This window comes from Clostridium mucosae, assembly GCF_024622765.1.
Taxonomy (GTDB): domain Bacteria; phylum Bacillota; class Clostridia; order Clostridiales; family Clostridiaceae; genus Clostridium.
Map to the genome: position 1 here is coordinate 1 of NZ_JANKAF010000010.1, position 24650 is coordinate 24650.

A 24650-nucleotide genomic window follows, 5' to 3' on the forward strand; every position below is an offset into this window, starting at 1 on the left:
CTAATTGTTGATTAGTATTGTATAAACTGAATAGTTTCATGATTTAAGTTTATGCAAAAAAGGTGGATTCTATTGAATCCACCTTTTCCCATTTATTCGGCTAGTTGCTTTTGCAACAGCCCCTTTTTTACTAGTTTGATAATTTGAAATCTGTATTTGTTAATTTAAATATATCTCTAATTCCATCTGTTATGTAAATTTGATTATCTTTAGTAACAAAAATAGCATCTATACCTTCTTGAGTATTAACAAATTTCATACCTTCTTCAACACCCATAGCAAAAACAGAAGTTGATAAGGCATCTCCATCTGAAGACTTATCACTTATTATTGTTATTCCAACAATTTCATTTTCATAAGGATATCCAGTTTTGGGACTTAATATATGATGATATTTGATTCCATCTTTTTCGATATATCTCTCATATATTCCAGAAGTTACTATTGATTTATTCTTTACAGTGATTGTACCAATTATATCTCCACGATCAGAAAATGGATTTTGTATTCCTATTCTCCAAGTGCTGCCATCAACTTTTGTTCCGTGAGCGAATATATTGCCACCTAAATCTATTATAGCGCTTTTAACGCCTTCTTCAGTAAGCATATCTGAAATAACATCCGCAGTATATCCTTTTGCTACGCCACCAAGGTCTATCATCATTCCGTGTTTTTTTAGAAATACAGTACTTTCTTCTTCATTAAGTTCAACATCGGAATACCCTACCAATGGAATTTTGGAATCTATTTCTTCTTGAGTTGGCACTTTTGCTTCAGGTAGACCAATATTCCAAAGTTTAACTATTGGACCAACTGAAATGTCAAATAGACCATTTGAAAGTTTAGCATATTCTAATCCTTTTTTTATGACTGTATATGTATCATAATCTACTTTTACTGGTTCAATTCCTGCAGATTCATTTATTTTATCAACTAATGTACCATTTTCATTAATACTTAAAGTAGATTCTAGTTCCTTGACTTTTTTAAATACATTATCTAATATGCTTTCATCATTGCTATCGTAAAGGGTTACGCTAACTACTGTTCCCATTAGAAGTTCAGTTCTAGTGAGGGGTTCAGCAACTTTGTTATCTTTTGAACAACCGGATAAAATTGTAAGAGAAAAAATTAACAAGATGGATATGGTGAAATAATTTAAATATTTTTTCTTCATAGATATTCCTCCTAAATAATATGTCATTATCTATTATAATTAAAAATCTCAAAAATAACAAAAGACTTTAGGTAAAAAACCTAAAGTCTAATATTAAAAATATTATTTAGCATCTGATAAAGCTTTTTCTGCTAAAGTTTTGAAAGAATCTGTAGTTTTAGTAGCTCCAGTAACTACATCTATAGAAGCAACATCTTGCTTTTCAACTAAAGCATCTTGTAATTTTGGGAAAGCTTCTTCAGGGTTAGTACCGCTTTTTGCTTTCATGTTTGTGTTGTATTCAGCATCGTCTAACTTACTACCTTTTTCGCCAACTTCATCATATTTAACTGTAGCGATTTTTCCATCTTTAACTTCTATTTCGATAGATGCTTGATATCCTCTTTCATCTTTTTCGCCTTTAGCTGAATAATTTCCGTCTTTTAATCCAGATTCCTTAGCTTCTTCTTTATTTCCGCATCCTACAAATACAGTAGTAGCTAATGCAGCAACTGCTAATAAGCTTATAACTCTTCTTGATTTCATAAAAAAATCCCCCTCAAACTTATTTAATTTTTCCATTGAATCTCTTCAATTACTAGATAATTATACACAAAAATATATTGTTTTGGTATTCGATTTGCTTATGATGTATAAGTATAAGTGATGGTGTTAAAAAAATAACAATTAGGTAAAAGCCTTGTATTTAAAGGGGATATATAAAAAAATACCTAAATTAAGGGTAAAAAAATTGTTAAAAAAACAACAAAAAATAATTATGGATATATGGACATATTATAAAATAGTGTATAGAATTAAATATGCTATTTTATAATTATTTAAATGAAGGGATGGGTGCAACATGTCAAAAAATAAGATACTTGTTCTTGGCGCTGGATATGGTGGTGTACATACTGCTAAGAAGCTAGCGAAGAAATATAAGAAAAACAATGATGTGGAAATTACATTAATAGATAGAAATCCATATCATACTTTAATGACAGAATTACATGAAGTTGCAGGGGGAAGAGTTCACCCTGAATCAGTTCAAGTGGAATTATGCAAGATTTTTGGTAAATCAAAGGTTAATGTAGTTACAGATTTTATAGAAAAAGTTGATACTGATAATAAAGTTGTAAAGACTACATACGGAGAATACTCATATGATTACTTAGTAATCGGTACAGGTAGTGAACCTGCATTCTTTGGAGTTCCAGGAGTAAAAGAAAATGGATTTACTTTATGGTCATTTGAAGATGCGTTAAAGATAAGAAAGCATATACAAGACATGTTTGCTAAAGCAAGTCTAGAAAGAAATGCTGCTAAGAGAAAAGAAATGCTTACATTTATAGTAGCTGGATCTGGATTTACAGGAATAGAAATGGCTGGAGAACTTTTAGAGTGGAAGACTAGATTAGCAAGAGAGTATAATGTTGATGAAAGTGAAGTTACTTTAAAAGTAGTTGAAGCTATGGGAACTATCTTAAATATGTTAGATAGAAAACAAGCTGATAAAGCAGAAAAATACATGGTTAAGCATGGAATGGAAATATTAAAGAATTCGCCAATAGTTGAAGTTACTGAGAATAAGATAGTGCTTAAGAGTGGTGAAGAAATCAATACAAGAACTTTAATATGGACTTGTGGAATACAAGCAAATCAAGATGCTAAAGAATATGGATTAGATACAGCTAGAGCTGGAAGATTACAAACAAATGAATTCATGCAAGCTGTTGGAAAGAAAGACGTATTTGTAGTTGGAGATATGGCTTATTTTGAAGAAGAAGCTGGAAAGGGAACTCCTCAAATAGTTGAAGCTGCAGTTCAAACAGCAGACACAGTTGTTAAAAATATAGTTGCTTCAATTGAAAATAAAGAAATGCAAAAGTTCCAAGGAAAATATCATGGATTTATGGTTTCAATTGGTGGTAGATATTGCGTTGCAAACTTAATGGGACTTAAGTTATCAGGATTCTTTGCTATGATAATGAAACATTTAGTTAATATCCATTATTTATTTGGTGTAAATGATGTCCATGCAATATATAGCTATTTACAACATGAATTCTTTGCTATGGAAGATAGAAGATCAATAATGAGAGGTCATTTATCATCTAAGGCAAATAGATTATGGTTAGTTCCTCTAAGATTATATATAGGATGTTTATGGTTAATTGAAGGATTAAAGAAATTATTAGGTGAAAGCACATGGGAATCTATGTGGAAAGCTGATAGTATAGGTGATTTCTTTAAGAATATAACTATAGGTTCTGATAGTTGGACTAAAGCTGGAAATATTAAAATGCCATTTGAATGGTTACAACAAGCTACTTCAGGTGCATCAGCAAGTACAGAAACAGCAACAGAATTTGCAACACCAATTCTTAAGGAAGTTCCAGGGTGGTACTCAGCAATAATGCAAATAATGATGCCAAACCCAGAAGTTGCTGTATGGTTCCAAAGAATAGTTGTATTAATAGAAATAGGAATGGGATTATGTTTAATAGCAGGATTATTTACATTCATATTTAGTGCAGTTTCAGCAGGTATGGTATTAAACTTTATTTTATGTGCTATGGCTGGTTGGGATATTTTATGGTACTTCTTTGGTTCAATTGCATTAATGGGTGGTGCAGGTAGAACATTTGGCTTAGATTATTATATAATGCCGTGGATTACAAGGCTTGCAGATAATTTCTGGCATGGTAAGAAAAAACCAATGTACAAAAATGTATAGAAATCAATAGAGTAAAGTATTATAATATTTAATAATAATTTTATAAGGTAGAGTTTTTACTCTACCTTATAACATATAGAACTATATTACAAATTCATCCAATTGTATTATAATGGAGATGATCAGGTTATGTTTAAGAAGTTAGATTTTGTTATAATAGCAGTACTAATGTTATTATCCTTTCTTCCAGAAATTATTTTAGGTGCATCGGTAGGTAAGGGTTACAATAATACATATGCAGAAATAACAGTTTCAGGAAGAATATACAAGACAATACCTTTATCTGAACATAAGGGTGAAGAAACAATTGAAGTAAAAACTAAAGATGGGATTAATGTTATAAAGATAAGGGATAATAAAATAGGTATAATTGAGGCAGACTGTCCTGATAAAGTTTGTATGAATCCTGAATATATAGAAAAACCAGGACAAAGTTTAGTATGTCTTCCGCATAAGGTTATGGTAGAAATAAAAGGGAAGATAGATGATGATATTATACTATCACATTAAGGAGGAGCTATGAAAAAAACTAATAGAATTGTATATATAGGATTATTAGTAGCTCAGGCCTTAGTTTTACATATTATTGAGCGAATGATCCCTGTACCTTTTGTAACACCAGGTGCTAAATTAGGATTGGCCAACTTAATTACTGTTATTGCTTTATATACCTTAGATAGTAAAAAAGATGCTTTTTTAGTATTATTTTTGAGACTTACCTTAGGAACTATGTTTGGAGGAAACTTATCATCATTTATGTATAGTGCGGCTGGAGGAATCTTAAGCTTTGGTGCAATGAGTATCGTAAAGGACTTATTTAAGGATAAAGTTAGTATTATAGGTGTAAGTTCGTCAGGAGCAATATTTCATAATGTTGGGCAATTAATAATTGCGTCTCTAATAGTTAAAAATATAGGAGTTATGCTATATTTGCCTATATTATCTACTGTGGGTATAGTTACAGGTATTTTTATTGGAATAGCTGCAAATTATATTGTGGCACACTTAAAGAAGTTACCAATGTTTAGATAGTAGTAAATGAAATTATATAAGGTGAATTTAAAAATATATTTTAAATTTAAGTTTAAAAATAAAAAATATAGAAGATATAAATAATATTTTTTATAAAAAAATCTATAGGAAATTGATGATATTTAAGTAAGACTAGAATTTAGAAATTTATATAAGAAATTAAGCACTATAGAACTTAGATTTGATGTTTTGTTTAAATAGGTTAATTAGTTAGTAATAATATTATTAGCTATATAGATTATATGTAAAACTATATTGACAAGGTGAAAATACTAAGTCTATGATTTAGACTATCACTAAGAAGGTGGATTTTAATGGACAATATTTGGAATAATTATCCTCAAATAAAACAAGAGCTTGTTGGTGTATTAGACTTAATGAAAAAGAATGTTAGATGCAAGGACAAGAGAATTGAAAACTCTATAATAGAATTGATAGAATCAGGTGGTAAGTTATTAAGGCCTGCTTTTGTTTTAATAGGATCAAAATTTGGTGACAATGATATAGAGAAATCTATTCCAACTGCAGCGGTGATTGAAATGTTACATATGGCGACATTGGTACATGATGATGTAATAGATGATTCAAAACTTAGAAGAGGGCAAGAAACTATCCAATCTAAATATGGAAAGGATTATGCTGTATATATAGGTGATTATCTTTTCTGCGTATGCTTTAAAATTTTAGCTACCAATAATTCGCTACAAGCTATAAAAGTAGATTCAAGAGCAATGTCAAAAATTTGTATGGGGGAAGTAAATCAACTGAATTCTAGATTTTCTATGAATTTATCTGTAAAAGATTATTTAAGTAGAATTTCAGGAAAAACTGCAGAATTATTTTCTATTTCATTATATTTAGGAGCAGCAGAATGTAATGCTGATGATAAGATTAGTAAGGAACTTGGAAAAATAGGACATAATTTAGGTATGGCTTTTCAGATAATAGATGATATCTTAGATTATGAAGGAAATGATAAGAGTATTAAAAAGTCTGCAGCAAATGATTTAAAGCAAGGAATATATACTATTCCGTTAATTTATGCATATAAAAATAATAAAGCAGTATTTAATGATATTTTAGGAAAAGACTTTTATACTGAAGATGAAATAAGTAATATAGTGAACTTAGTAAAGGAAAACGATGGAATAAAAATGGCTAAAGAGTTGGCTGAAAAATACATGAAAAAATGTTTTAAAGGAATTGATAAGCTTCCTAATAATGAATATAAAAATATATTGAAGGAAATAGCAGAATGGCTATTACTTAGAACATATTAAAGGGTTACTAAATTAAGTAGCCCTTTAACATATTTTTTAGTGATTTTATAAATTCAGAATTTATTTTATAAAATGAATTTAAATAATTTATGTATAAAGGAAGTGAAATAGAAAAATTCTCAATTTGTATTCTTTTTATGTTAGTTGTTGAGCAGTAATTATTATATATGCTCATTGGAACAAAAGTAACGGCTTTACTAGATAAGACTCCGTTTAATGCTGAAAAATATGAATTAGTACTATATAGTATATTTAAATTATCTAGATTTTTTTCAGTGCAATTTAAAGCTGAAGATAATGATTGTTTTAAGCAAGTTTCATCTGAAGTAAATATTATAGGCAAATCAAATAGCTGATCTTTTGTTATAGTGTTTATTGGAAAATTAGCGTCAGATATAAAAACGATTTCATCGGATCCTATTTGTTTTGTAACAATTCCTTCATGCTCTTCAGGTTTTTTATAGCATATATAGATATCACATATATTATTTAGTAAGTTCGTATTTGTACAACATTCTATAGTATTAAGATTTATTGTATAGGAACTATATACCTTTTTTAATTTTGATATGATAACAGGTAAAATAGTTAGGCTAATTGATTCTACAGCTTCAATTGATATGTACTTCTTTTTATTGATAGAATTCAATAGTTCCTCTTGCATTTTATTATAAGCACTAAGTATAGATTCACAATACTTGAATAAAATTTCTCCTTCAGGAGTCAGGCTAACACCTTTATTACTTCTATTTAATAATTTTACATTTAGATTGTTTTCTAATTTTAATATTTGTTGGCTTAGTGCAGATTGTGATATATGTGCATTTTTGGCTACAGTAGAAATACTTTTTGAGTTAGCAACTTGAAAAAAATAATTTAAACTATCTATATGCATAACAATCTCCTATCTAATATTTTATATATTTAATTATTATAGTATAATAATTATTAAAAAGCAAAGTTATTTGAGACTATTGAAGCTAGAGTTATGCTGTATTATTAATTATATATTAGGATGTGATTAGGATGAAAATTAAAAGAAGGCTGTTGATATATCTAATAATAATTATATTTACTGTATTGATGGTAAATAAGCTAGTAATTAACACAAATGATCATACAATAAAAGGAAATATAAGCATATGGGTTGAAGATAAATATTATTCATATTTTACTTCTATTGCAAAAGAGTTTGAGGAAAATAATAAAAAGGTTAGCATCAAAATCGTAAGTGTAAAAAAAGAAGATTATCTATATAAAATAATAAATACCTCTCCAAATGAATTACCTAATATAGTTCATTTAGATTTTAATGAGTTAAATATAATAAGAGATAGAATAAATTTCACCAATGAGAATAAAGAAATAATTGATACATATAATAAAAATTTTAATAATACTAGACTAGAAGAAGTAAAAATAAATGATAATTATTATGCAATCCCTTTTACATCTAATCCAATAGCTTTATATCTAAGAAGTGATATTCTAAAAAAGTTTGGATATAAGGTTGAGGACATTAATACCTGGGGAAATTTAATCGATATTGGTAAAGATATTTATACTAAGAGTAATGGAGATATAAATATATTTTCTAGCCAAGATAAAGAAAATATAAGACTTTTGTTATCTGCACAATTGGTTGATTATGAAGAGAAAAACTACGAAAATAATGAGATTAACGATATCATAAATTCAATATATAATGAATCTTTTATAAATGACAATAATTATCTTTGTAGAATTTCATCTATAGATTTTTATTCAGAATTAATTAACCAAGCTATAGATGGAGTTTGGGAGTGTAAAAATCCACCAAGTTTTAATATAGGTGAAAATAAATTTTATGATATAGGTGGTGAAAACTTAGTAGCTTTAAATATTGAAGATAATAAGGAAGTAATAAAGAGTTTCATTTCATATGCGTCAACTAACAAGGAGTTATTATCAAAGGAAATGTTTGAGTGTAACTTTGTACCTAGTTCTTTATACTCTTTAAGAACGAAGTACATAAGTAAAGAATGTGAGAAATTAGAAGGAAGCAGCCCTTTCCTAATATTAAGTAATATAGTTGAAAGGGCTCCAGAAATAAAAAATTATGATAAATTTAATGAAATAATATACAACTTATATAATTAGAGCTTAGCGATTTCCCTATAAGCTTCCAATGTTTTAATAGCAGTTTGTCTCCAAGAAAATTGGAGACTTCTTTTATACCCTTTTTTTGATAATTCCTCTTTTAAATTATTATCATTTAATAAATTTAATAGAGATTCTTCTAGCTCTGTTCTGCTAGAAGGATCTATTAATATACATGAATCACCAGTAACCTCAGGAATTGATGTTATATTAGAGGTTATAACTGGAGTCATACAACTCATTGCTTCTAAAGGAGGAAGACCAAACCCTTCATAGAAAGAAGGGTAAACAAAAGCTTCAGCTCCATTATATAAAGTTGGAAGAAGACAATCGTCAATAAATCCTGTAAATATTATATTTTCATTAGATGGTAGTGAATTTGCAAGTTCAACAAGCTTCTTTCCTTCATCTTTAAGTGAACCAGCTAAAAGTAATATGTGGGGCTCATTCAAATCTTTATATATCTTATCAAAAGCTAAAATAAGTTCTCTAGCATTTTTACGTAAACTGAATCCACCTATGTATAGTATATAGGGCTTGTTGAAGTTAAATTTTTCCTTAATGTAGTTTTTACAATAAGCTTTATCAAGTGGTTTGAAATTTGAATTTGCTGCTAAAGGCGTAACGAATACCTTTTCTTCAGGAATATGATTGAAGAATTTTAAAATATCCTTTTTAGAATATTCAGAGACTGTAAGTATTCCTTTAGAGTTATCAATTATAGAAGGCATATTTTTTAAAAATCTTTCTAAATATCCTCGACCAGTAGTTTCAGGTAAAATATATGGAATTAGGTCATGTATTGTGACTATACAATTATTTTCATAATTTTCGCAAAGACCAATTCCGTTTTGAGGAATATGATGAAGATCTATTTTATTATTTTTAATAAAGTTTGGAAAATAATAATTTTCATAAAATCCACCATGCCTTCTTGATGTGAAGATGATTTGGCTATTTTTTCTTTTATAGCTATCATAATTTTTTCCTGTCCAAAATAATGAATACTCATTTTCTTTATCTATATTAAGCAATTCTCTAACAAGATTTTCAGTATAAGTACCAATACCACTACCATTGTATAAGGTAATTCCTCTAGCATCTATAGATATTTTCATACTAATCCTCCTAAATTATCTTATATATTTATAGATATTATTAATTTTTTTTTATATAACAGAATATTAATAATAATTTAATTATGTGATAGTAAACACAATAAAATATAGACTTTCATATAATGGCATTGAGTAATTATTAAGGAGAATTTTATGGATATTTCATATATAAAAAAAGAAATTGAATCTAATTATCCATTAAAAATAATAAGTATAGAAAAAGTTAAAAATAGCTATAGAATTAAAACAGATGATGAGGAGTATGGTATTAAAGTAATTAAATATCAATTTCCTCATTTTTATTTTATTTTTTCAGCAATAAATCATTTAAAAAAACGTGGATTTAATAATATACCGGAAATAATAAATACCAATGAAAATTTGGGTTATGTAAAGCTTGGAAGTAGTTATGCATATCTAAATAGATGGATCGATTGTAAAAAATGTGATTATAGGAATTCGGAGGAATTGAAGCTAGCAGCACAGAAGCTAGGGGAGCTACATAAATGTAGTGAGGGATTTACAACAAGTAATATTATGAGACCGAGGATAGGTTGGTTTTCTTGGATAAATGTATTTGAAACTAGATGTGATGAAATATTAGATTTTAAGAAAAGAATTTATCAAAAGGCATATAAATCTGAATTTGATGAAGTATATTTAAGAGCTATAGATGAAGAATTAGAAAGAGGTAAGAGAGCTATAGAAGAATTAAAGATGAATAGATATACAGAAATTATGGAAAAAGAGGTATTTAAGCGTGGCTTTTGTCATCATGACTATGCAAATCATAACGTATTAATAGATACGAATGGTGAATTAAATATTATAGACTTTGATTATTGTTTATTAGACACTCATATACATGATTTAGCATCATTGTTAATTAGGTGTATGAAAGATGGTAATTGGAGTAATGATAAAGCTCAGCTTGTATTAAATAGTTATTCAAAAACACACTCTTTATATGAAGAAGAGTTAAAAATTATAAAAGGGTTCATTAGATTTCCACAAGGGTTTTGGCAAATAGGATTACAATATTATTGGGAACAGCAGCCTTGGGGAGAAGAGTTTTTATTAAATAAGATAAATAAATATTTAAAAGATAGAAATGAAAGAGAAAAGTTTGTAGATAACTTTATTTGATAGAGGTGATGAGATGCAAAAGTTAGAGCTAAAATCATATTTAGAAGAAAGAGATATTTATATATTAAATGGAAAGATAAATAGAACAAAAGAACAAAAGATAAAAAATATATTTAATCAAATTGAGAATATAGTTTTATTCCATAATAGAATGGGTGAATATAAGGAAAATTTATTACCTAGGATTGGAGCAGCAATAGGCAGAGAAATTGATAATTATAACTCTCAAATAATTTTAATAGGTAAGTATATAAAATCAATTGAGAATAAAAGTAACTTAAATTCAATTGATTTCTATTTAATAAGAAATGGAGAAATGTTATTGAATAGGGGAAGAAAAGCATTAAGCCATGTATACTCTAACAATTACAGAAAATTAATATATAGGAGTATGAAAAATTATGAAGTTTGCTTAAGTAGGGTTGATGAAAATAATTTAGTTGTAGAAGATAATAATAAAATATTTATAGGGACAATAAAATATTTAACATACAATCTTAAGGAACATGATATATATTCATATATAAAGAAAATTAAAAGGAAGGATATGGAGTTTAGCATAGAGGAAGTGATAGATTATTATATTGAAATTGCTAATTTGGAAAGCGATAGTAAGCAATATTTAAGGGCTTTATGTTCATATCCAAACGAAGAATTTAAAGTGTTAGAGAGGTATATCCTGAAAAAGATAGATACAAATGAAGATGGAATCTTAGAGTTGTTATATAAAGCTAAAAATATGGATAGTAAATGCTTAATAATTTAATGGGGGATTTTCGAGTATGAATAAATTTAGATATGTAGATAGAGATATATTATGCCAATATGATTTGAATGAGGAGTTTTTTGAAAAATTAAATCTAGAAATTGAGGATATAATACCTCTGAGAAAAGTATTTGTTTTATTAACAAATGAAGGCAAGAAGATTTTAAAGCTTACTGACTCAAGCGAAGAAAGAATAAGATTTATCAGTGAAGCTTTAAATTATATATCAAAGGAATATGATAGTGTACTTAGTTATTATGAAAGTAAAGAGGGGGAAATAACTTATAAATTTGCTTCTAATAATTATGTTTTATTAAACATGATAGAAGGAAGAGAAGCAACATTTACTAACCCTGTTGAAGTTGAAATGTGTGCTAAAAGTATAGCTAATATGCATAATGCATCAAAAGGAATATTTAATAAATTAAGTACAGAAATAGTTAAAGGGAATTTAGGAGAATATTTACCGTACCAATTTAGTAAGGCAAAAGAAGATTTAATTAATATTAAGGAGTATGTTTTAAGGTTTAGGTATAAAAATGAATTTGATAAAGTATTCTTAGAACATGTTGATAGTAATATTAATCAAATACAAAAATCTATAGAACTTCTGGCTATGTGTGAATATAATTCAATGCTAGAGGATTTTAATAAAAGGGTTCTATGTCATAATGATTTAGCACACCATAATTTTATTATTGATGGAGATAATGTTAAAATAATAGATTTTGATTACTGTAAGATAGATACTAGAGCAGTAGATATAGCAAATTACTCAATAAAAGTAATAAAAAATAGTTGCTATGATTTAAATAAGTTCAAATTAATTTTAGATTCGTATAATTCCATAGAAAAATTAAGTAAACAAGAAATTAAACTTATATATGCAATTATTAGTTTCCCAAAAGATTTTATAACAATATCAAGAGATTATTACTATAAACAAAAGAAATGGGATTATGAAGTTTTCTTTAATAGATTAAAAGATAAAATTGGTAATGAAAATCATAGACAAGATTTTATTGAAAATTTTATAACTGAAATGAGTGAATATTTTTATTAATAAATAAAAGGACATCATATTTTTGTGGTTTGATGTCCTTTTAATTTGGATATATTAAGAGTTAGTGATTCTTTCATAAGCCTTAAGTGTTGATTTGGCAGTTATATTCCATGAATACTTGGAACTGTTTATTAGTCCTTGATTAATCATCCTTGTCTTAAGATCAGTATCGTATAAAACTTTTTCTATCCCAGATTTTAGAGCATCTATATCGTAAGGATTAATTAGCAAAGCTGAGTCATAACAGATTTCTGGAAGAGAAGTCACGTTAGATGCTATAACTGGGGTGCCACAAGCCATTGCTTCTAATGGAGGTAAACCAAATCCCTCATAGAATGAAGGATAGGCTAATAATTCAGATGCATTATAAAAAATGGGTAATTTTTCAAGAGGGATAAAATCGGTAAAAATAACATCATCTTCTATATTAAGATCTACAGTTCTCTTTTTATATATGTCATATGAAATTCCTTTTTTACCTGTTATAACTAGCTTAAGATTTTTTTTTCTAGTTCTAGAAAGAAGAGAAAATGCTTCTATTAAGCCCACTATATTTTTTCTAGGACTAAAACCACCTACATAAAGAATAAAATCATCTTTTATATCATATTCTTCTTCAATAATTTTTTTGCATTGACACTTATTCAAAGGTCTATATATATCCTCAGCAGCAAGATGTGTAACAAAAATTTTATCCTCAGGAAAATTAAATTCTTTTGATATATCTTGCTTTGAAAATTCAGAAACGGTTAATATACCATCACAATCATTTATGATTTTAGGAAGTTCATTATTAAATATATATAAATAACGATCACTAACTGTTTCTGGCATTCTCAATGGGATTATATCATGCAAAGTAATAGTTTTATGACAATTTATGTTTTGAGAAAGACCAACACCATTTTGAGGGACGTGGTAGATATCTATATTAGTATCATTTAAAATGTTAGGAACTCTAACTTCATCCCAAAAATTAGAATTCGAAGTGGCCTTTACTGATTCAACTTTGAAATTGTCACTTAAATCTAGAGCTGAATTTTCAGGTAGAAAAACTAAGTAGTCATTAAGTTTATCAACCTTATTTATACTATTTATAAGTTGATAAGTATATGTGCCAATTCCAGTCCCTCTATACCATTTTGCAGCTCTGCCATCTATGCCTATCTTCATGATTTAATCCTTTCACATTGTTTTTAATTTATTATATTAAATATAGGAATAAAATGTTAATAAAAGAATACATATAGTCATATAAATATAAAGGGGGTGAGCGTTATGATGAGAGAATTTGAAATAGAAAGACAATTTGACGTGAAAATTGAGGTTTTAAAAGCAAATAAAGGAGTATATTATTTAAAGACTAATAAGGGTGAAAGATGTTTAAAGAAGATTAATTATGGTCCTCAAAAGCTATTATTTGTTTACGGCGCTAAGGAACATTTAATAAATAATGGTTTTAAGGGTGTTGATAGATATTTTTTAAACATAGATGGGGAACCATATGCCCTAGTTAATGAAGATCTTTATACACTATCTGAATGGATAGAGGGTAGAGAATGCGATTTTCATAACATAGACGAGGTGAAATTAGCAGCAAAAACTCTTGCTAGCTTGCATGAGGCATCAAAAGGATATGATCCTCCAGAAAATTCTAAGCTAAAGAGTGACTTGGGTAGATGGACTCACCTTATGAATAAAAGAATAAAGTCCTTTGATAAAATGAGAGATATGGTAAGAAAGAAAAATAATAAAAATAATTTTGATTTACTATATTTAAAATCAATGGAATTCTATAAAGAGATAGGTAAAAAAGCTTTAAAAACATTAGAGGAATCAGAATATATGAATTTATGTGAAATAGCAGAAAATGATAAAAGTTTTTGCCATCATGACTTCACATATCATAATATAATTTTAGATGAAAACAATAATTGTAATGTAATTGATTTTGATTACTGTAAAAGAGAAATAAGGACTTTTGATATTTCTAATTTTATGATAAAAGTTCTAAAAAGAGTTGATTGGGATATAAATTTTGCAAATGCAATTATAGAATCATATAATGAAGTTTCACCACTTTTAGATAGTGAATACAAGGTATTATATGCGTATTTACAATTTCCACAAAGATATTGGAGACTAGCTAATAGATATTATTATAATGAAGTTAACTGGGGGCAAAATACTTTTGGAAACAAAATTGAATCTATAATAAATGAACAAGAAGCTATGCTTAAGTTTTTAGAAGAATTTAAAAAAGAGTACAAGTTAGATTAAAAAAAGTGCCATGTGCACTTTTTTTATGTACAAATAAATAAAATTCGACATAGGATAATATAAAGTAATAAACTAAGAGGGAAAAATGGAGATAGGTGATTTAGTAGTTAGGAAATCATATGATAAGGATATTACATTCAAAATAATAGATATTAAAGAAGATGAAGATGGTAATCCTGTTTATGTATTAAAAGGTATTAGTATAAGAATTATAGCTGATTCCAAAAAAGAAGATTTAGAAGAAGTGGATGGACAATATGTAGGAGCAAAAGAAAAGATATTAAATACCAGGGTAGATGAAGCTATAAAGAAGGCTGTATCAATGAGAGGTGATACAGAAGCTATTAATATGATTAATAACTTAACAAGGGGGAGTAAGTCCTCTAAAGCACAGCAAAATAAAGAGTTGATATTTGGTAGGCCGGGAAAAATACTTCACATAGATGGTGATAGTGAGTATCTTGAAATGTGCCTTAAGGTTTATAAGCAGTTGTCTTTAGAGGCTGTAGGTAGAGCAATTCCTGAAAGGAAACAACCAGAGTTAATTGTTGACTTAGTTAAAGAAATTAAACCAGATATAGTTGTTTTAACTGGACATGATAGTGTTCTAAGAGTAACAGACGATTATTTGAATCTAGATAATTATAGAAATTCAAGATATTATATAGAGGCAGTAAAAGCTTTAAGAAATTATAATTCTAGCTATGATGAATTAGTAATTTTTGCAGGAGCATGTCAAAGCTGTTATGAATGTATGTTAGATGCAGGGGCTAATTTTGCAAGTTCGCCTAATAGGGTATTAATCCATTGCCTAGATCCTGTATTTGTGTGTGAAAAAATAGCATATACAAGAATTGATAAGGTTGTATCGATAACAGATGTTATAGATAATACAATTACAGGAACAAAAGGAATTGGGGGTTTACAAACAAGAGGGAAATATAGAGAAGGATACCCAAGATCGCCATATATATAAATATTTATTTATTAAAAATCTACTGAAAACGCAGTGGGTTTTTATTTTTAGACTAAAATATGACTTATTTATTAATTATACAAATAAAATGTATAAAAAAACAAAAGATAGATATACTAATAAATGTATAAAAGATCACTAAAAAGGTAAAAGTTTACATTGACAACTTGCATCAAAGGTGATAAAATATAAATTTTGCTTGACAAAAAGTGGGTTTGGGTGTATAATATTATTTAGAAAGAAGGTGTTTATGTGGAAAAAGTAAAGACTATCGCCGCTATAAAGAGGGATATAGAAGACCATATAGGAGATAAAGTAACTCTGAAGGCAAACGGTGGGAGAAAAAAAATCCTAGTAAACAACGGAGTAATAGAAAGTGCTCACCCAAGCATTTTTGTAGTAAGACTAGAAAATGATATTCAAAGAACAGTAACATACAGCTATTCAGATGTATTAACTAAGACAGTACAATTATATTTTGCTTTATAGAGAATAGAGCTTCTTTTAATGGAAGCTCTATATTTTTTTATTTTTATAAAAAAAAAGAAAGATGGTGGGTTTCCATCTTTCAACTATGGTATAAAAGGGTATTGAGAATTTATGAGAGGTTATATGGTCAATAAACTCTTTTATAATACGACATATTTTATTATATGTCAACATATTATTTAAAAAAACAGAAAAAAATCTTAGGTAATTATTATAATTCGACATATATTTAGATAAACAATCCTATAATGTAAATAAGAGTAATTAAAATGTTGAAATTTGATTTTTTTATTTTAGCAATATTTTAGTTAAGCATGAATAAATATATATAGTCATAAATATATATAATACTAGGTATTGTATGGGAGGGATTATATGTCACAAATAGATGTAATAAAAGAAGTCGTTCACTATGAACAATTACTTAGAGAAAATTTAACTAATCATGTACTAAAGGGAGAATATCTAATAAGAGATTCACAATATCCTGATATGAAAGAAGTATTGGGAGTAGATGCAAAAGCTACCATAACTAATAAGGAGATTCTTGGAGACAAGATTATGGTAGAAGGGCAATTAAATTATATAGTATTTTATTTACCAAAGGATGAAACTATAACAGATTCACCATCAAATAAAATACATTCAGTTGTTTTTACTGATAAATTTGCCAACTATCTTGATCTTAATAGTGATGAACATAATATATTATGCGACGTTGAGTGCGAGATAGAACATATTGAAGCTGATTGGATGAATGAAAGAAAGGTAGGTATTGATGGTATATTGACCCTAAGATGGGAAGTATATAAAAATGGTGAATTTGAATACGTAAAGGATATTGAAGGTAAAGAAGATATACAAATTAAGAAAAAGGATGAAGTTATTAACGGTGTAAAGGGAGAAAAAGAAGTTGATTTAATAGGTAAATCTATGCTTAAAGTAACTATGGATAAACCTGAAATTGAAGAAGTTTTAAAATGTGCTATGAATGTTCATAAAAAAGAAATTAAGATTGTAGAAGACAAGGTATATGTTGGTTGCTATTGTAGAATTGAGGTATTATATAAAGGTAAAGAAAATAAAGAACTTATAACTTTACAAGATGATGTTTATCTATCAAAAGAAGAAGAAATGCCTGGTATATCAAGTGATATGATTAGTTCATTAAACTTAAATATTAAAGATCAACAATGTGCAATTAATTTAGATGACTTAGGAGAAAATAGAGTAGTAGACATAGAGTTCTTGGTTAAAGGAAGAGTTAAAGTTTATTCAAAAGATAAGATTGAAATGTTAAAGGATGCATACTGTCCAACTATGAATATTGATCTTGAAAAAGATGATAAAGAGTTCGGAGCTATACATTCAATAACAAACACAGAGGCTATGGCTAAAGATAATATAGAGTTAAAAAATGAAGAAGATAGATTAGAACAGATAATATGTGTAACTGGTCATCCTATTGTTACAGACAAAATGGTTGAAGATGACAAAGTTAAAGTTGAAGGGGTAGTTAAAGTATCTGTTATTTATAGACTTGTAGGTGAAGAATTAAATTATGGTATGGTAACAGGAGAAGTTCCATTTATTACTGCTGCAGATATAAAAGGTAGTAAAAAAGGAATGAATGCATTAATAAAGATATCTCTAGAAACTTTGGATGCTAGCATAGAAGGAAACTCGATTTCTATAAGAGCTAATGTTGGACTTACTATAAAGGTTTGTCATAAAGTAAATAAAGAATGTGTAATAGATGTTGTTGAAGGACCAGCTGAAATTAAAGAAAAAAAATCATCAATAACTATATATGTTGTTGGTGAAGGTGATACTTTATGGGACTTAGCAAAGAAATATAATACAACTATGGATGAATTAAATAAATTAAATGAATTAGATGGAAATGAAAACATAAAACAAGGCGATAAATTAATAATACCGGGAAGAGCTATATTTTAATTCTTAATAATTAAAGTATTTAATAATGATTATAGAATAGATTTCTATTTATTCTATAATCATTATTTTTTTAGTGGAATTGGTAATTGCATCTTATAGTGAATAATATTTTGCTAGGGTGGATAAAATAAGGAATGCATAAGATAAGAGGTGAGAAAATGGCAGAAAAAATTAAAGGCGATTTAATAATAATCGGAGGAGCAGAAGATAAAGAAGGCGATAAAGAAATATTAAAAAAAGTATGTAACTCCATAGATAAAGAAAAAGACAATATTTTAATTGCTACAATAGCAACAGAATATCCAACAGAGGCATTGGAAAAATACACAAAAGTATTTAAGCAGTTAGGCGTTATCAACATAAAAGGTTTAAATATAAAAGAGAGAGCCGATTCTTTAAATGAAGAAAATATAAATCTTGTAAAAGAAGCACAACTTATATTCTTTACGGGTGGAGATCAATTACGTATAACAAGTTTAGTAGGGGGAACACCTATTTATGATTCATTAAAAGAGGCAAGTTCCAGAGGTTGTATAATAGTAGGCACATCTGCAGGAGCTTCTGTTATGAGTGATACTATGGTGGTTAAAGGAGATGATGATGAATCTCCAAGAAAATGTACTTTAAAAATGGCTCCTGGGCTTGGGTTCGTAAAGGGAATAATGATAGATCAACATTTTGCGCAAAGAGGTAGAATTGGAAGATTACTAACAGGTATAGCGCAAAATCCAGAGGTTCTAGGGATTGGTATAGATGAGGATACAGCTATAGTAGTGAGAGATAGTGGAATAGCACAAGTTATTGGAACTGGTGCTGTATATTTTTTGGATGCTAGAAATATAACACATAGCAATGTATCCGAACAATTTTATGATGAAGTATTAAGTATGTTTAACGTAAATTTACATGTGTTAAAAGAAGGAGATAGATTTAATCTACTAACGAAGTTACCTTTTGAGGAGGAAAATAATAAAGATGAAGATAATAGAGACTAAGGTCTTTAAGGGAAAAAACATCTATTCCTATAAAAAATGTATGAAAGTAGATGTTGATTTAGAAGGGTATTCTGAAATACCGAGTAAAGACATAGAAGATTTCAATGATAATATTATTAATATGATTCCAGAATTAAATACACATAGATGTGGAATTGATGAAGAAAGAGGATTTGTAAAAAGGTTAATAGAAGGAACATACTTAGCTCATATATGTGAGCATATGGCTATAGCGATACAAAATAAAATAGGAATTGATGTACACTATGGTAAAGCAAGAGAGGTAGAAGGCGATCATTATTATATAATTTGTCAATATATATATGAAGAGGTAGGTATAGAAAGTATAAAGTTAGCAGTTGATATAATAAATGCGTTAATAAATAAAATACCTATAAATTATGATGAAAGAATAGAGCTATTAAAATGTATTTTGAGAGATGAATCAATGGGACCTAGTACAAAATCGATATGTGATTATGCTCAAAAAATAGGATTACCTGTTATCAGTCTTGGGAGCGGAAATTTTCATCAAATAGGATATGGGAAACAAGGAAGAATAATTGAAGCTTCTATAGGAGCTAATACAAATTGTGTATCTGTTGATATTTCTTGTGATAAACTGTTAACAAAAGAATTGTTAAGTAACCAGGGCATTCCTGTTGCAAAAGGTTTAAGAGTTAAAAATATAATAGATTTATTAAGGGCTGCAGAAGAAATAGGATATCCTGTAGTGTTAAAACCTCAATATGGTAATCAGGGAAAGGGTGTAGTTCTTAATATTAAAAATGAAAAAGAATTATTAAATGTATATAAAACACTTAAAGATAAATTTAAAAATTTAATGATAGAAAAATATTATAAAGGAAATGATTTTAGAGTTTGTGTAGTTAATTATAAAGTTGTAGCTGCATCACGCAGAATGCCTCCTTATGTAGAAGGAAATGGAATCAATACGGTAATTGAACTTATAGATAAATTGAATCAAAACCCTGAAAGAGGGGAAGATCATGAAAAGTATTTAACAAAAATAAAGATTGATGAAGAAGTAATTAAATGTATAAATGAACAAGGAAAAGAATTAGATGATATTTTAACTTCTGGAGAAACTATATTTTTAAGGAAAAATGCTAATTTATCAACTGGTGGAGAAGCTATAGATTATACAGATGAAATATGTGAAGAAAATATAAATCTATGTATAAGAACTGCTAAAACTTTAAATTTAGATATATGTGGAATAGATATATGTGCAGAAGATATATCCAAACCTATATATAACAGCGGAATAATAATGGAGGTAAATGCTGCCCCAGGGCTTAGAATGCATTTAAATCCAAGTAAGGGTATTTCGAGAGATATAGGTAAAGAAATAGTTAATATGCTATATAATGATAAGCCACACAATATACCTGTTGTATCAATTACAGGTACCAATGGAAAAACAACAACAACAAGGGTAATAAGCCATACTTTAAGCAAAATGGGGTACTGTGTGGGAATGACAAGTACTAGCGGAATATATATAAATGATGAATGTATTGATAGTGGTGATGATACAGGGTTTGAAAGTGCCAAATCTGTTTTACTAAATCGTGATGTTGATGTAGCTGTTTTAGAAACTGCAAGAGGTGGGATAATTAAAAAAGGCTTAGCTTATGATTTAGCTGATGTAGCAGTAATTACTAATATTAGAGAAGATCACCTAGGCATTGATGGAATAAATAGCATGGAAGAACTATGCTATGTAAAATCATTAGTTGGAGAAGTAGTTAAAGAGGATGGATATGTTGTATTAAATGCAGATGATTATTGGAGTAAATCTATATTAAATAGAATAAAAGCTAATATAATATTCTTTAGTAAGGATTCAAATAATCCACTATTAAAACAAAGCAAAATAAGTAATATATCTGTTTATTTAGAAAATGATGATATTGTAGTTTCTAACAATGGAAAGAAATATGTGATATGTGGCATAAAAGAAGTACCAATAACTTTAGATGGAAAATTATCCTTTAACATTGAAAATACTTTGGCAATATGTGGAGCTTTAGTGGGAATGGGAATAGACTACTGTATGATAAAAAATGGAATTACAACTTACCTATTAAACTCACATAAAAATTCAGGTAGATTTAATTGTTATGATGTAAATGGTATAAATGTCATATTGGACTATGGGCATAATGTGGATGGATATAATTCAGTTCTATCTGCTGTGAAAGAAATCAATAATGGGATGTTGTACGGAGTAATAGGCATTCCAGGAGATAGAAGCAATGAGACAGCTAAAGAAATAGGAAGAATAGCATCTAAATATTTAGATTATAGTATAGTAAAAGAAGATAAAGATTTGAGAGGAAGAAAGCAAGGGGAAATCGCCCAATTAATAGTTGATGGTATGCGAAGCAGTAGTGATAGAAAGAAATATGAGGTTATATTAAGGGAAGAAGATGCATTTGAAAAAGCACTTAATATGGCTAATAGTGGGGATACGGTAATAGTATTTTTTGAAGATATGAAACCATTAGTAAATATTATAAATAAATTTTCTAGTTACAGAGAAGAAAGAAATATATCTAATATCTAAGCTTCAAATTAGAGTTAGAGTTTAAGTATTCCTAGTTTACTATATTACTAAAAAAATATATAATTAAAATAAACTTCAGAGTTATCTCTGAAGTTTATTTTAAAATATTTATATTATAGTTGAAAGGAAACAAAAGTATGAGAATGAAAGCTTATGCTAAGGTAAATATATCTTTAGATATAGTAGGAAAGAGAGAAGATGGGTATCATTTGTTAGAAATGATTATGCAATCTATAGATTTGTATGATGAAATAGTTATAGAAAAGCAAAAAAAAGAAATAACTATAAAATGTAATAAACCATATGTTCCAACAGATGAGAGAAACTTAGCTTATAAGGCTGCACAATTATTTATTGAAAAATATAATATAGATAGTGGAGTAAATATAAATATAAAAAAGAATATACCAGTATGTGCAGGATTGGCAGGTGGAAGTACTGATGCAGCTGCTGTTTTGAAGATAATGAATTTTCTTTTTAACATTAATGTATCTGATGAGGAACTAATGGTTCTTGGATTGAAATTAGGTGCAGACGTTCCTTATTGTATAAAGGGTGGAACTGCTTTGTGTAAAGGAATAGGTGAAGAAGTTACAGAATTAAAGGGGTTTAAAGATAAGATAATAGTCTTAGTCAAGCCGCCTTTTGGGGTATCTACGAATAGTGTATATCAAGAATTTAATATGGAAAAGGCTAGAAACCATCCTAATACAAATTTAATAATAGATGCCATTAATAATGATAATCTGAAAATAGTTTGCGATAATATGAAGAATCTACTTGAAAATGTTACTTTGAGAAAGCATAAAATTCTTATAAGTATTAAAGAGGAGATGAGGCATAATGGGGCTATGGGAACTATGATGAGTGGTAGTGGCCCTACTGTTTTTGCGTTCTTTGATGATATGCTTAAGGCTCAAAGGTGTTTTGAAAAAATGAAGGAAAAGTATTCTGATGTATTTATAACAAGAACAATTTAATTTGTAAGTATAAACCTCCGAAATGTGGCAATAATTTAGCTATAAGGGGGTTTTGAATTATGAAGAAAAGAGTTTTTATTATTTGTTTAATATTTATTATATTTAGTATGACAGGATGTTCTGGTGTTGTAATTGGACAAGGTGTTGAAGAAAATCATGAATTGATTTATGATGATATTGTCAATGAGATAATAAGATTTCATGTTATAGCTAATAGTGATAGTGAAGAGGATCAAAATTTAAAATTAAAAGTAAGAGATAAAGTTATAGAGTATGTTTCAGATAAATTAAAGGATTGTAAAGATCTAAGTGAAGCAAGAGAATTTATAGTTAGTAACAAATCAGAAATAGAATTAATTGCAAAAAATACTGTTATTGAAAATGGATATTCATACGATGTAACAAGTATGCTTTCAAGAGAAAATTTCCCTGATAAGGTTTATGGTGATTTGATTTTCCCTCAAGGAGAATATGAGGCTTATAGAATTTTAATAGGAGAAGCAAAGGGGCAAAATTGGTGGTGTGTAATGTTTCCTCCTTTATGTTTTGTAGATGGAACAAAAGATGCAGTTGACTCTAAAGAAATTGAAGAAAAGCTTTCTGAAGAAAAAGCTAAAGATGAAAATAATATAAGGTCTGAAAATGAAAATAAGAATAAAAAAGCTAATATTAAATTTAAATCTAAAATATTTGAGGTTTTATTTAAAGATAAGGATAAATAATCTATAAAAGTTAAAATATAAATATTGATAATTTATTTTAATAAATCTAAACTATATTTTATAAATAAACTATAGTGCAAAAAAATAAAATAGTAGATGAAATATATTGCTTAATAAAAATATTTTATTAAGTTTGAAATCTTGATATACGTTTTGGACAAGTTGATTTTAGTTTTTATTATAAAAGATAAATAGTTATAAAAGTATTGAAAGTAAATAAAATTAAGTGGAGGGGATTAGATGAAAAAGAAAGCAGTTATATCATTAAGGAGTTTTAATGATTTAGACAAAGAAGATGTTATAGAAGTTGTTACTCCAGGGGAATTTTTTGTAACAGAAGATGGATTTAAAGCTGTATATGAAGAAACAGAAATATCAGGAATGAATGGAACGACAACTACGTTAACTATGCTTAATGATGCATTAGTGCTTGAAAGAGAAGGTAGTACAAGTGCGAAAATGGATTTTAAGAAGGGAGAAACGTCTATATCATTATATAATACTCCATATGGAGTTTTAGATTTACAAATACATACTGAATATTTAGAAGTAGATATAGATGAGAATGGTGGAGACATAGTAGCTAAATATTCAATGGAACTTGCAGGTCAACCTCCGATAACAACTAAATTAGCAGTAAATGTTAAGACAAATTAATATTGTATAATTAATCTTAGTAACTAAGTGTATATTTAAAACTTTTTTACTAAGGTTTTTATTTTTTTTAGATAGAAATGAATATGTAGAGTAAATAATGGAAATAATATAGAGAATAGAGGTGATATTGTGAATTGTGCAAATAACTTAGACAAAACAACTATAGTTATAAATGTTTTATGTGCACACTTAGGAATCGACGCAAGAGAAATCAATAAGAAATTAAAAAAGAAAGAAAATAAATATATATTTCTTTTATTATTAAAAAATTACAAGTGTCTTGATAAAGAAAAAGTAAAAGAAATGCTTGATATTATTAGTGACAAAAGTATTAATTATAACATCAATAAAGCTCAAGAAAAATTATTAATAAATAAAGAGTTCAGAGAAATGTATTTTAAAATTGAAGAGGGATTAAATAAAATAATATAAATAAATAAAAAAGTACTAGAATTTTTTATTCTTCTATGATATCATACTATTTATTGAATTTAGGCATTATAAACCCATCATAAATAGTGAGGTAATTATGATTATATCAAGTAGGGGATTTAGTGTCAAG

Annotated in this window: 23 protein-coding genes; 18 read left to right on the forward strand and 5 right to left on the reverse strand. The window is 27.7% G+C overall.

Annotated features, from left to right (window positions below; all coding sequences use genetic code 11):
* Window positions 1-130 precede the first annotated feature (130 nt).
* Window positions 131-1177: an FAD:protein FMN transferase gene (locus NSA50_RS11715; protein WP_257445300.1), complete on the reverse strand. Its 1047-nt coding sequence runs from the start codon at window positions 1175-1177 to the stop codon at window positions 131-133.
* Between the two features lie 102 nt (window positions 1178-1279).
* Window positions 1280-1702 carry an FMN-binding protein gene (locus NSA50_RS11720; protein ID WP_195265812.1) on the reverse strand — a complete coding sequence of 141 codons (423 nt, stop codon included), beginning with the start codon at window positions 1700-1702 and terminating at the stop codon, window positions 1280-1282.
* A 316-nt stretch (window positions 1703-2018) separates the two neighbouring features.
* On the opposite strand from NSA50_RS11720, the gene NSA50_RS11725 reads away from it, so the two are divergent.
* The 4 genes from NSA50_RS11725 (at window position 2019) to NSA50_RS11740 (ending at window position 6205) form a co-directional block, all read left to right on the forward strand.
* Window positions 2019-3893 carry an FAD-dependent oxidoreductase gene (locus NSA50_RS11725; protein ID WP_257445303.1) on the forward strand — a complete coding sequence of 625 codons (1875 nt, stop codon included), beginning with the start codon at window positions 2019-2021 and terminating at the stop codon, window positions 3891-3893.
* Between the two features lie 129 nt (window positions 3894-4022).
* Window positions 4023-4403, forward strand: a complete 381-nt coding sequence (locus NSA50_RS11730; RefSeq protein WP_195265816.1) for a NusG domain II-containing protein — start codon at window positions 4023-4025, stop codon at window positions 4401-4403.
* A gap of 9 nt (window positions 4404-4412) precedes the next feature.
* Entirely contained in the window at window positions 4413-4925 is a 513-nt protein-coding gene (locus NSA50_RS11735; protein WP_195431173.1) for a Gx transporter family protein, read from the forward strand.
* Between the two features lie 314 nt (window positions 4926-5239).
* On the forward strand, window positions 5240-6205 hold the full coding sequence (locus tag NSA50_RS11740; protein WP_257445306.1) for a polyprenyl synthetase family protein: 966 nt from the start codon (window positions 5240-5242) through the stop codon (window positions 6203-6205).
* Between the two features lie 7 nt (window positions 6206-6212).
* Here the strand turns inward: NSA50_RS11740 and NSA50_RS11745 are convergent, their stop codons facing one another.
* Complete coding sequence (locus tag NSA50_RS11745) at window positions 6213-7100, reverse strand: LysR family transcriptional regulator (protein WP_257445307.1); 888 nt, start codon at window positions 7098-7100, stop codon at window positions 6213-6215.
* A gap of 131 nt (window positions 7101-7231) precedes the next feature.
* On the opposite strand from NSA50_RS11745, the gene NSA50_RS11750 reads away from it, so the two are divergent.
* Window positions 7232-8344 carry an ABC transporter substrate-binding protein gene (locus NSA50_RS11750; protein WP_257445309.1) on the forward strand — a complete coding sequence of 371 codons (1113 nt, stop codon included), beginning with the start codon at window positions 7232-7234 and terminating at the stop codon, window positions 8342-8344.
* Here NSA50_RS11750 and NSA50_RS11755 read toward each other — a convergent pair.
* Window positions 8341-9462: a glycosyltransferase family 4 protein gene (locus NSA50_RS11755; protein ID WP_195265826.1), complete on the reverse strand. Its 1122-nt coding sequence runs from the start codon at window positions 9460-9462 to the stop codon at window positions 8341-8343. The genes NSA50_RS11750 and NSA50_RS11755 overlap by 4 nt on opposite strands.
* 153 nt (window positions 9463-9615) lie before the next feature.
* Here NSA50_RS11755 and NSA50_RS11760 point away from each other — a divergent pair, with 153 nt between their 5' ends.
* The 3 genes from NSA50_RS11760 to NSA50_RS11770 are packed head-to-tail and all read left to right on the forward strand — an operon-like array spanning window position 9616 to window position 12437.
* Window positions 9616-10608, forward strand: coding sequence for a CotS family spore coat protein (locus tag NSA50_RS11760; protein ID WP_257445312.1), 993 nt, complete (start codon window positions 9616-9618; stop codon window positions 10606-10608).
* A 13-nt stretch (window positions 10609-10621) separates the two neighbouring features.
* Entirely contained in the window at window positions 10622-11374 is a 753-nt protein-coding gene (locus tag NSA50_RS11765) for a hypothetical protein (protein ID WP_195265830.1), read from the forward strand.
* Between the two features lie 16 nt (window positions 11375-11390).
* Complete coding sequence (locus NSA50_RS11770; RefSeq protein WP_195265832.1) at window positions 11391-12437, forward strand: CotS family spore coat protein; 1047 nt, start codon at window positions 11391-11393, stop codon at window positions 12435-12437.
* Window positions 12438-12491: 54 nt separating this feature from the next.
* On the opposite strand, the gene NSA50_RS11775 is transcribed toward NSA50_RS11770, so the two are convergent.
* On the reverse strand, window positions 12492-13610 hold the full coding sequence (locus NSA50_RS11775) for a glycosyltransferase family 4 protein (RefSeq protein ID WP_195265842.1): 1119 nt from the start codon (window positions 13608-13610) through the stop codon (window positions 12492-12494).
* 105 nt (window positions 13611-13715) lie between these two features.
* Here NSA50_RS11775 and NSA50_RS11780 point away from each other — a divergent pair, with 105 nt between their 5' ends.
* From NSA50_RS11780 to NSA50_RS11825, 10 genes are all read left to right on the forward strand, one after another.
* The gene (locus tag NSA50_RS11780) at window positions 13716-14717 is read left to right on the forward strand and encodes a CotS family spore coat protein (protein WP_257445316.1); all 1002 of its coding nucleotides are present in this window, start codon (window positions 13716-13718) and stop codon (window positions 14715-14717) included.
* 85 nt (window positions 14718-14802) lie between these two features.
* Window positions 14803-15693 (forward strand): sporulation peptidase YabG, encoded by an 891-nt coding sequence (gene yabG / locus NSA50_RS11785; RefSeq protein ID WP_195265847.1) that lies wholly within the window; start codon window positions 14803-14805, stop codon window positions 15691-15693.
* Between the two features lie 252 nt (window positions 15694-15945).
* Window positions 15946-16182 (forward strand): Veg family protein, encoded by a 237-nt coding sequence (locus tag NSA50_RS11790; RefSeq protein WP_008676552.1) that lies wholly within the window; start codon window positions 15946-15948, stop codon window positions 16180-16182.
* 375 nt (window positions 16183-16557) lie between these two features.
* Window positions 16558-18141: a DUF3794 and LysM peptidoglycan-binding domain-containing protein gene (locus tag NSA50_RS11795; RefSeq protein ID WP_195265849.1), complete on the forward strand. Its 1584-nt coding sequence runs from the start codon at window positions 16558-16560 to the stop codon at window positions 18139-18141.
* Window positions 18142-18299: 158 nt separating this feature from the next.
* Window positions 18300-19136, forward strand: coding sequence for a cyanophycinase (locus NSA50_RS11800; protein WP_195265895.1), 837 nt, complete (start codon window positions 18300-18302; stop codon window positions 19134-19136).
* Entirely contained in the window at window positions 19117-21729 is a 2613-nt protein-coding gene (cphA, locus tag NSA50_RS11805; protein ID WP_257445322.1) for a cyanophycin synthetase, read from the forward strand. Before NSA50_RS11800 ends, cphA begins: the two co-directional genes overlap by 20 nt.
* Window positions 21730-21866: 137 nt before the next feature.
* On the forward strand, window positions 21867-22709 hold the full coding sequence (ispE, locus tag NSA50_RS11810; RefSeq protein ID WP_195265854.1) for a 4-(cytidine 5'-diphospho)-2-C-methyl-D-erythritol kinase: 843 nt from the start codon (window positions 21867-21869) through the stop codon (window positions 22707-22709).
* Window positions 22710-22768: 59 nt separating this feature from the next.
* Window positions 22769-23431, forward strand: a complete 663-nt coding sequence (gene spoIIR, locus NSA50_RS11815) for a stage II sporulation protein R (protein WP_195265856.1) — start codon at window positions 22769-22771, stop codon at window positions 23429-23431.
* 240 nt (window positions 23432-23671) lie between these two features.
* A complete protein-coding gene (locus tag NSA50_RS11820; RefSeq protein WP_195265858.1) occupies window positions 23672-24088 on the forward strand; it encodes a YwiB family protein in 417 nt (138 codons plus the stop codon).
* A 129-nt stretch (window positions 24089-24217) separates the two neighbouring features.
* Complete coding sequence (locus NSA50_RS11825; protein WP_195265860.1) at window positions 24218-24520, forward strand: hypothetical protein; 303 nt, start codon at window positions 24218-24220, stop codon at window positions 24518-24520.
* Window positions 24521-24650: the final 130 nt, after the last annotated feature.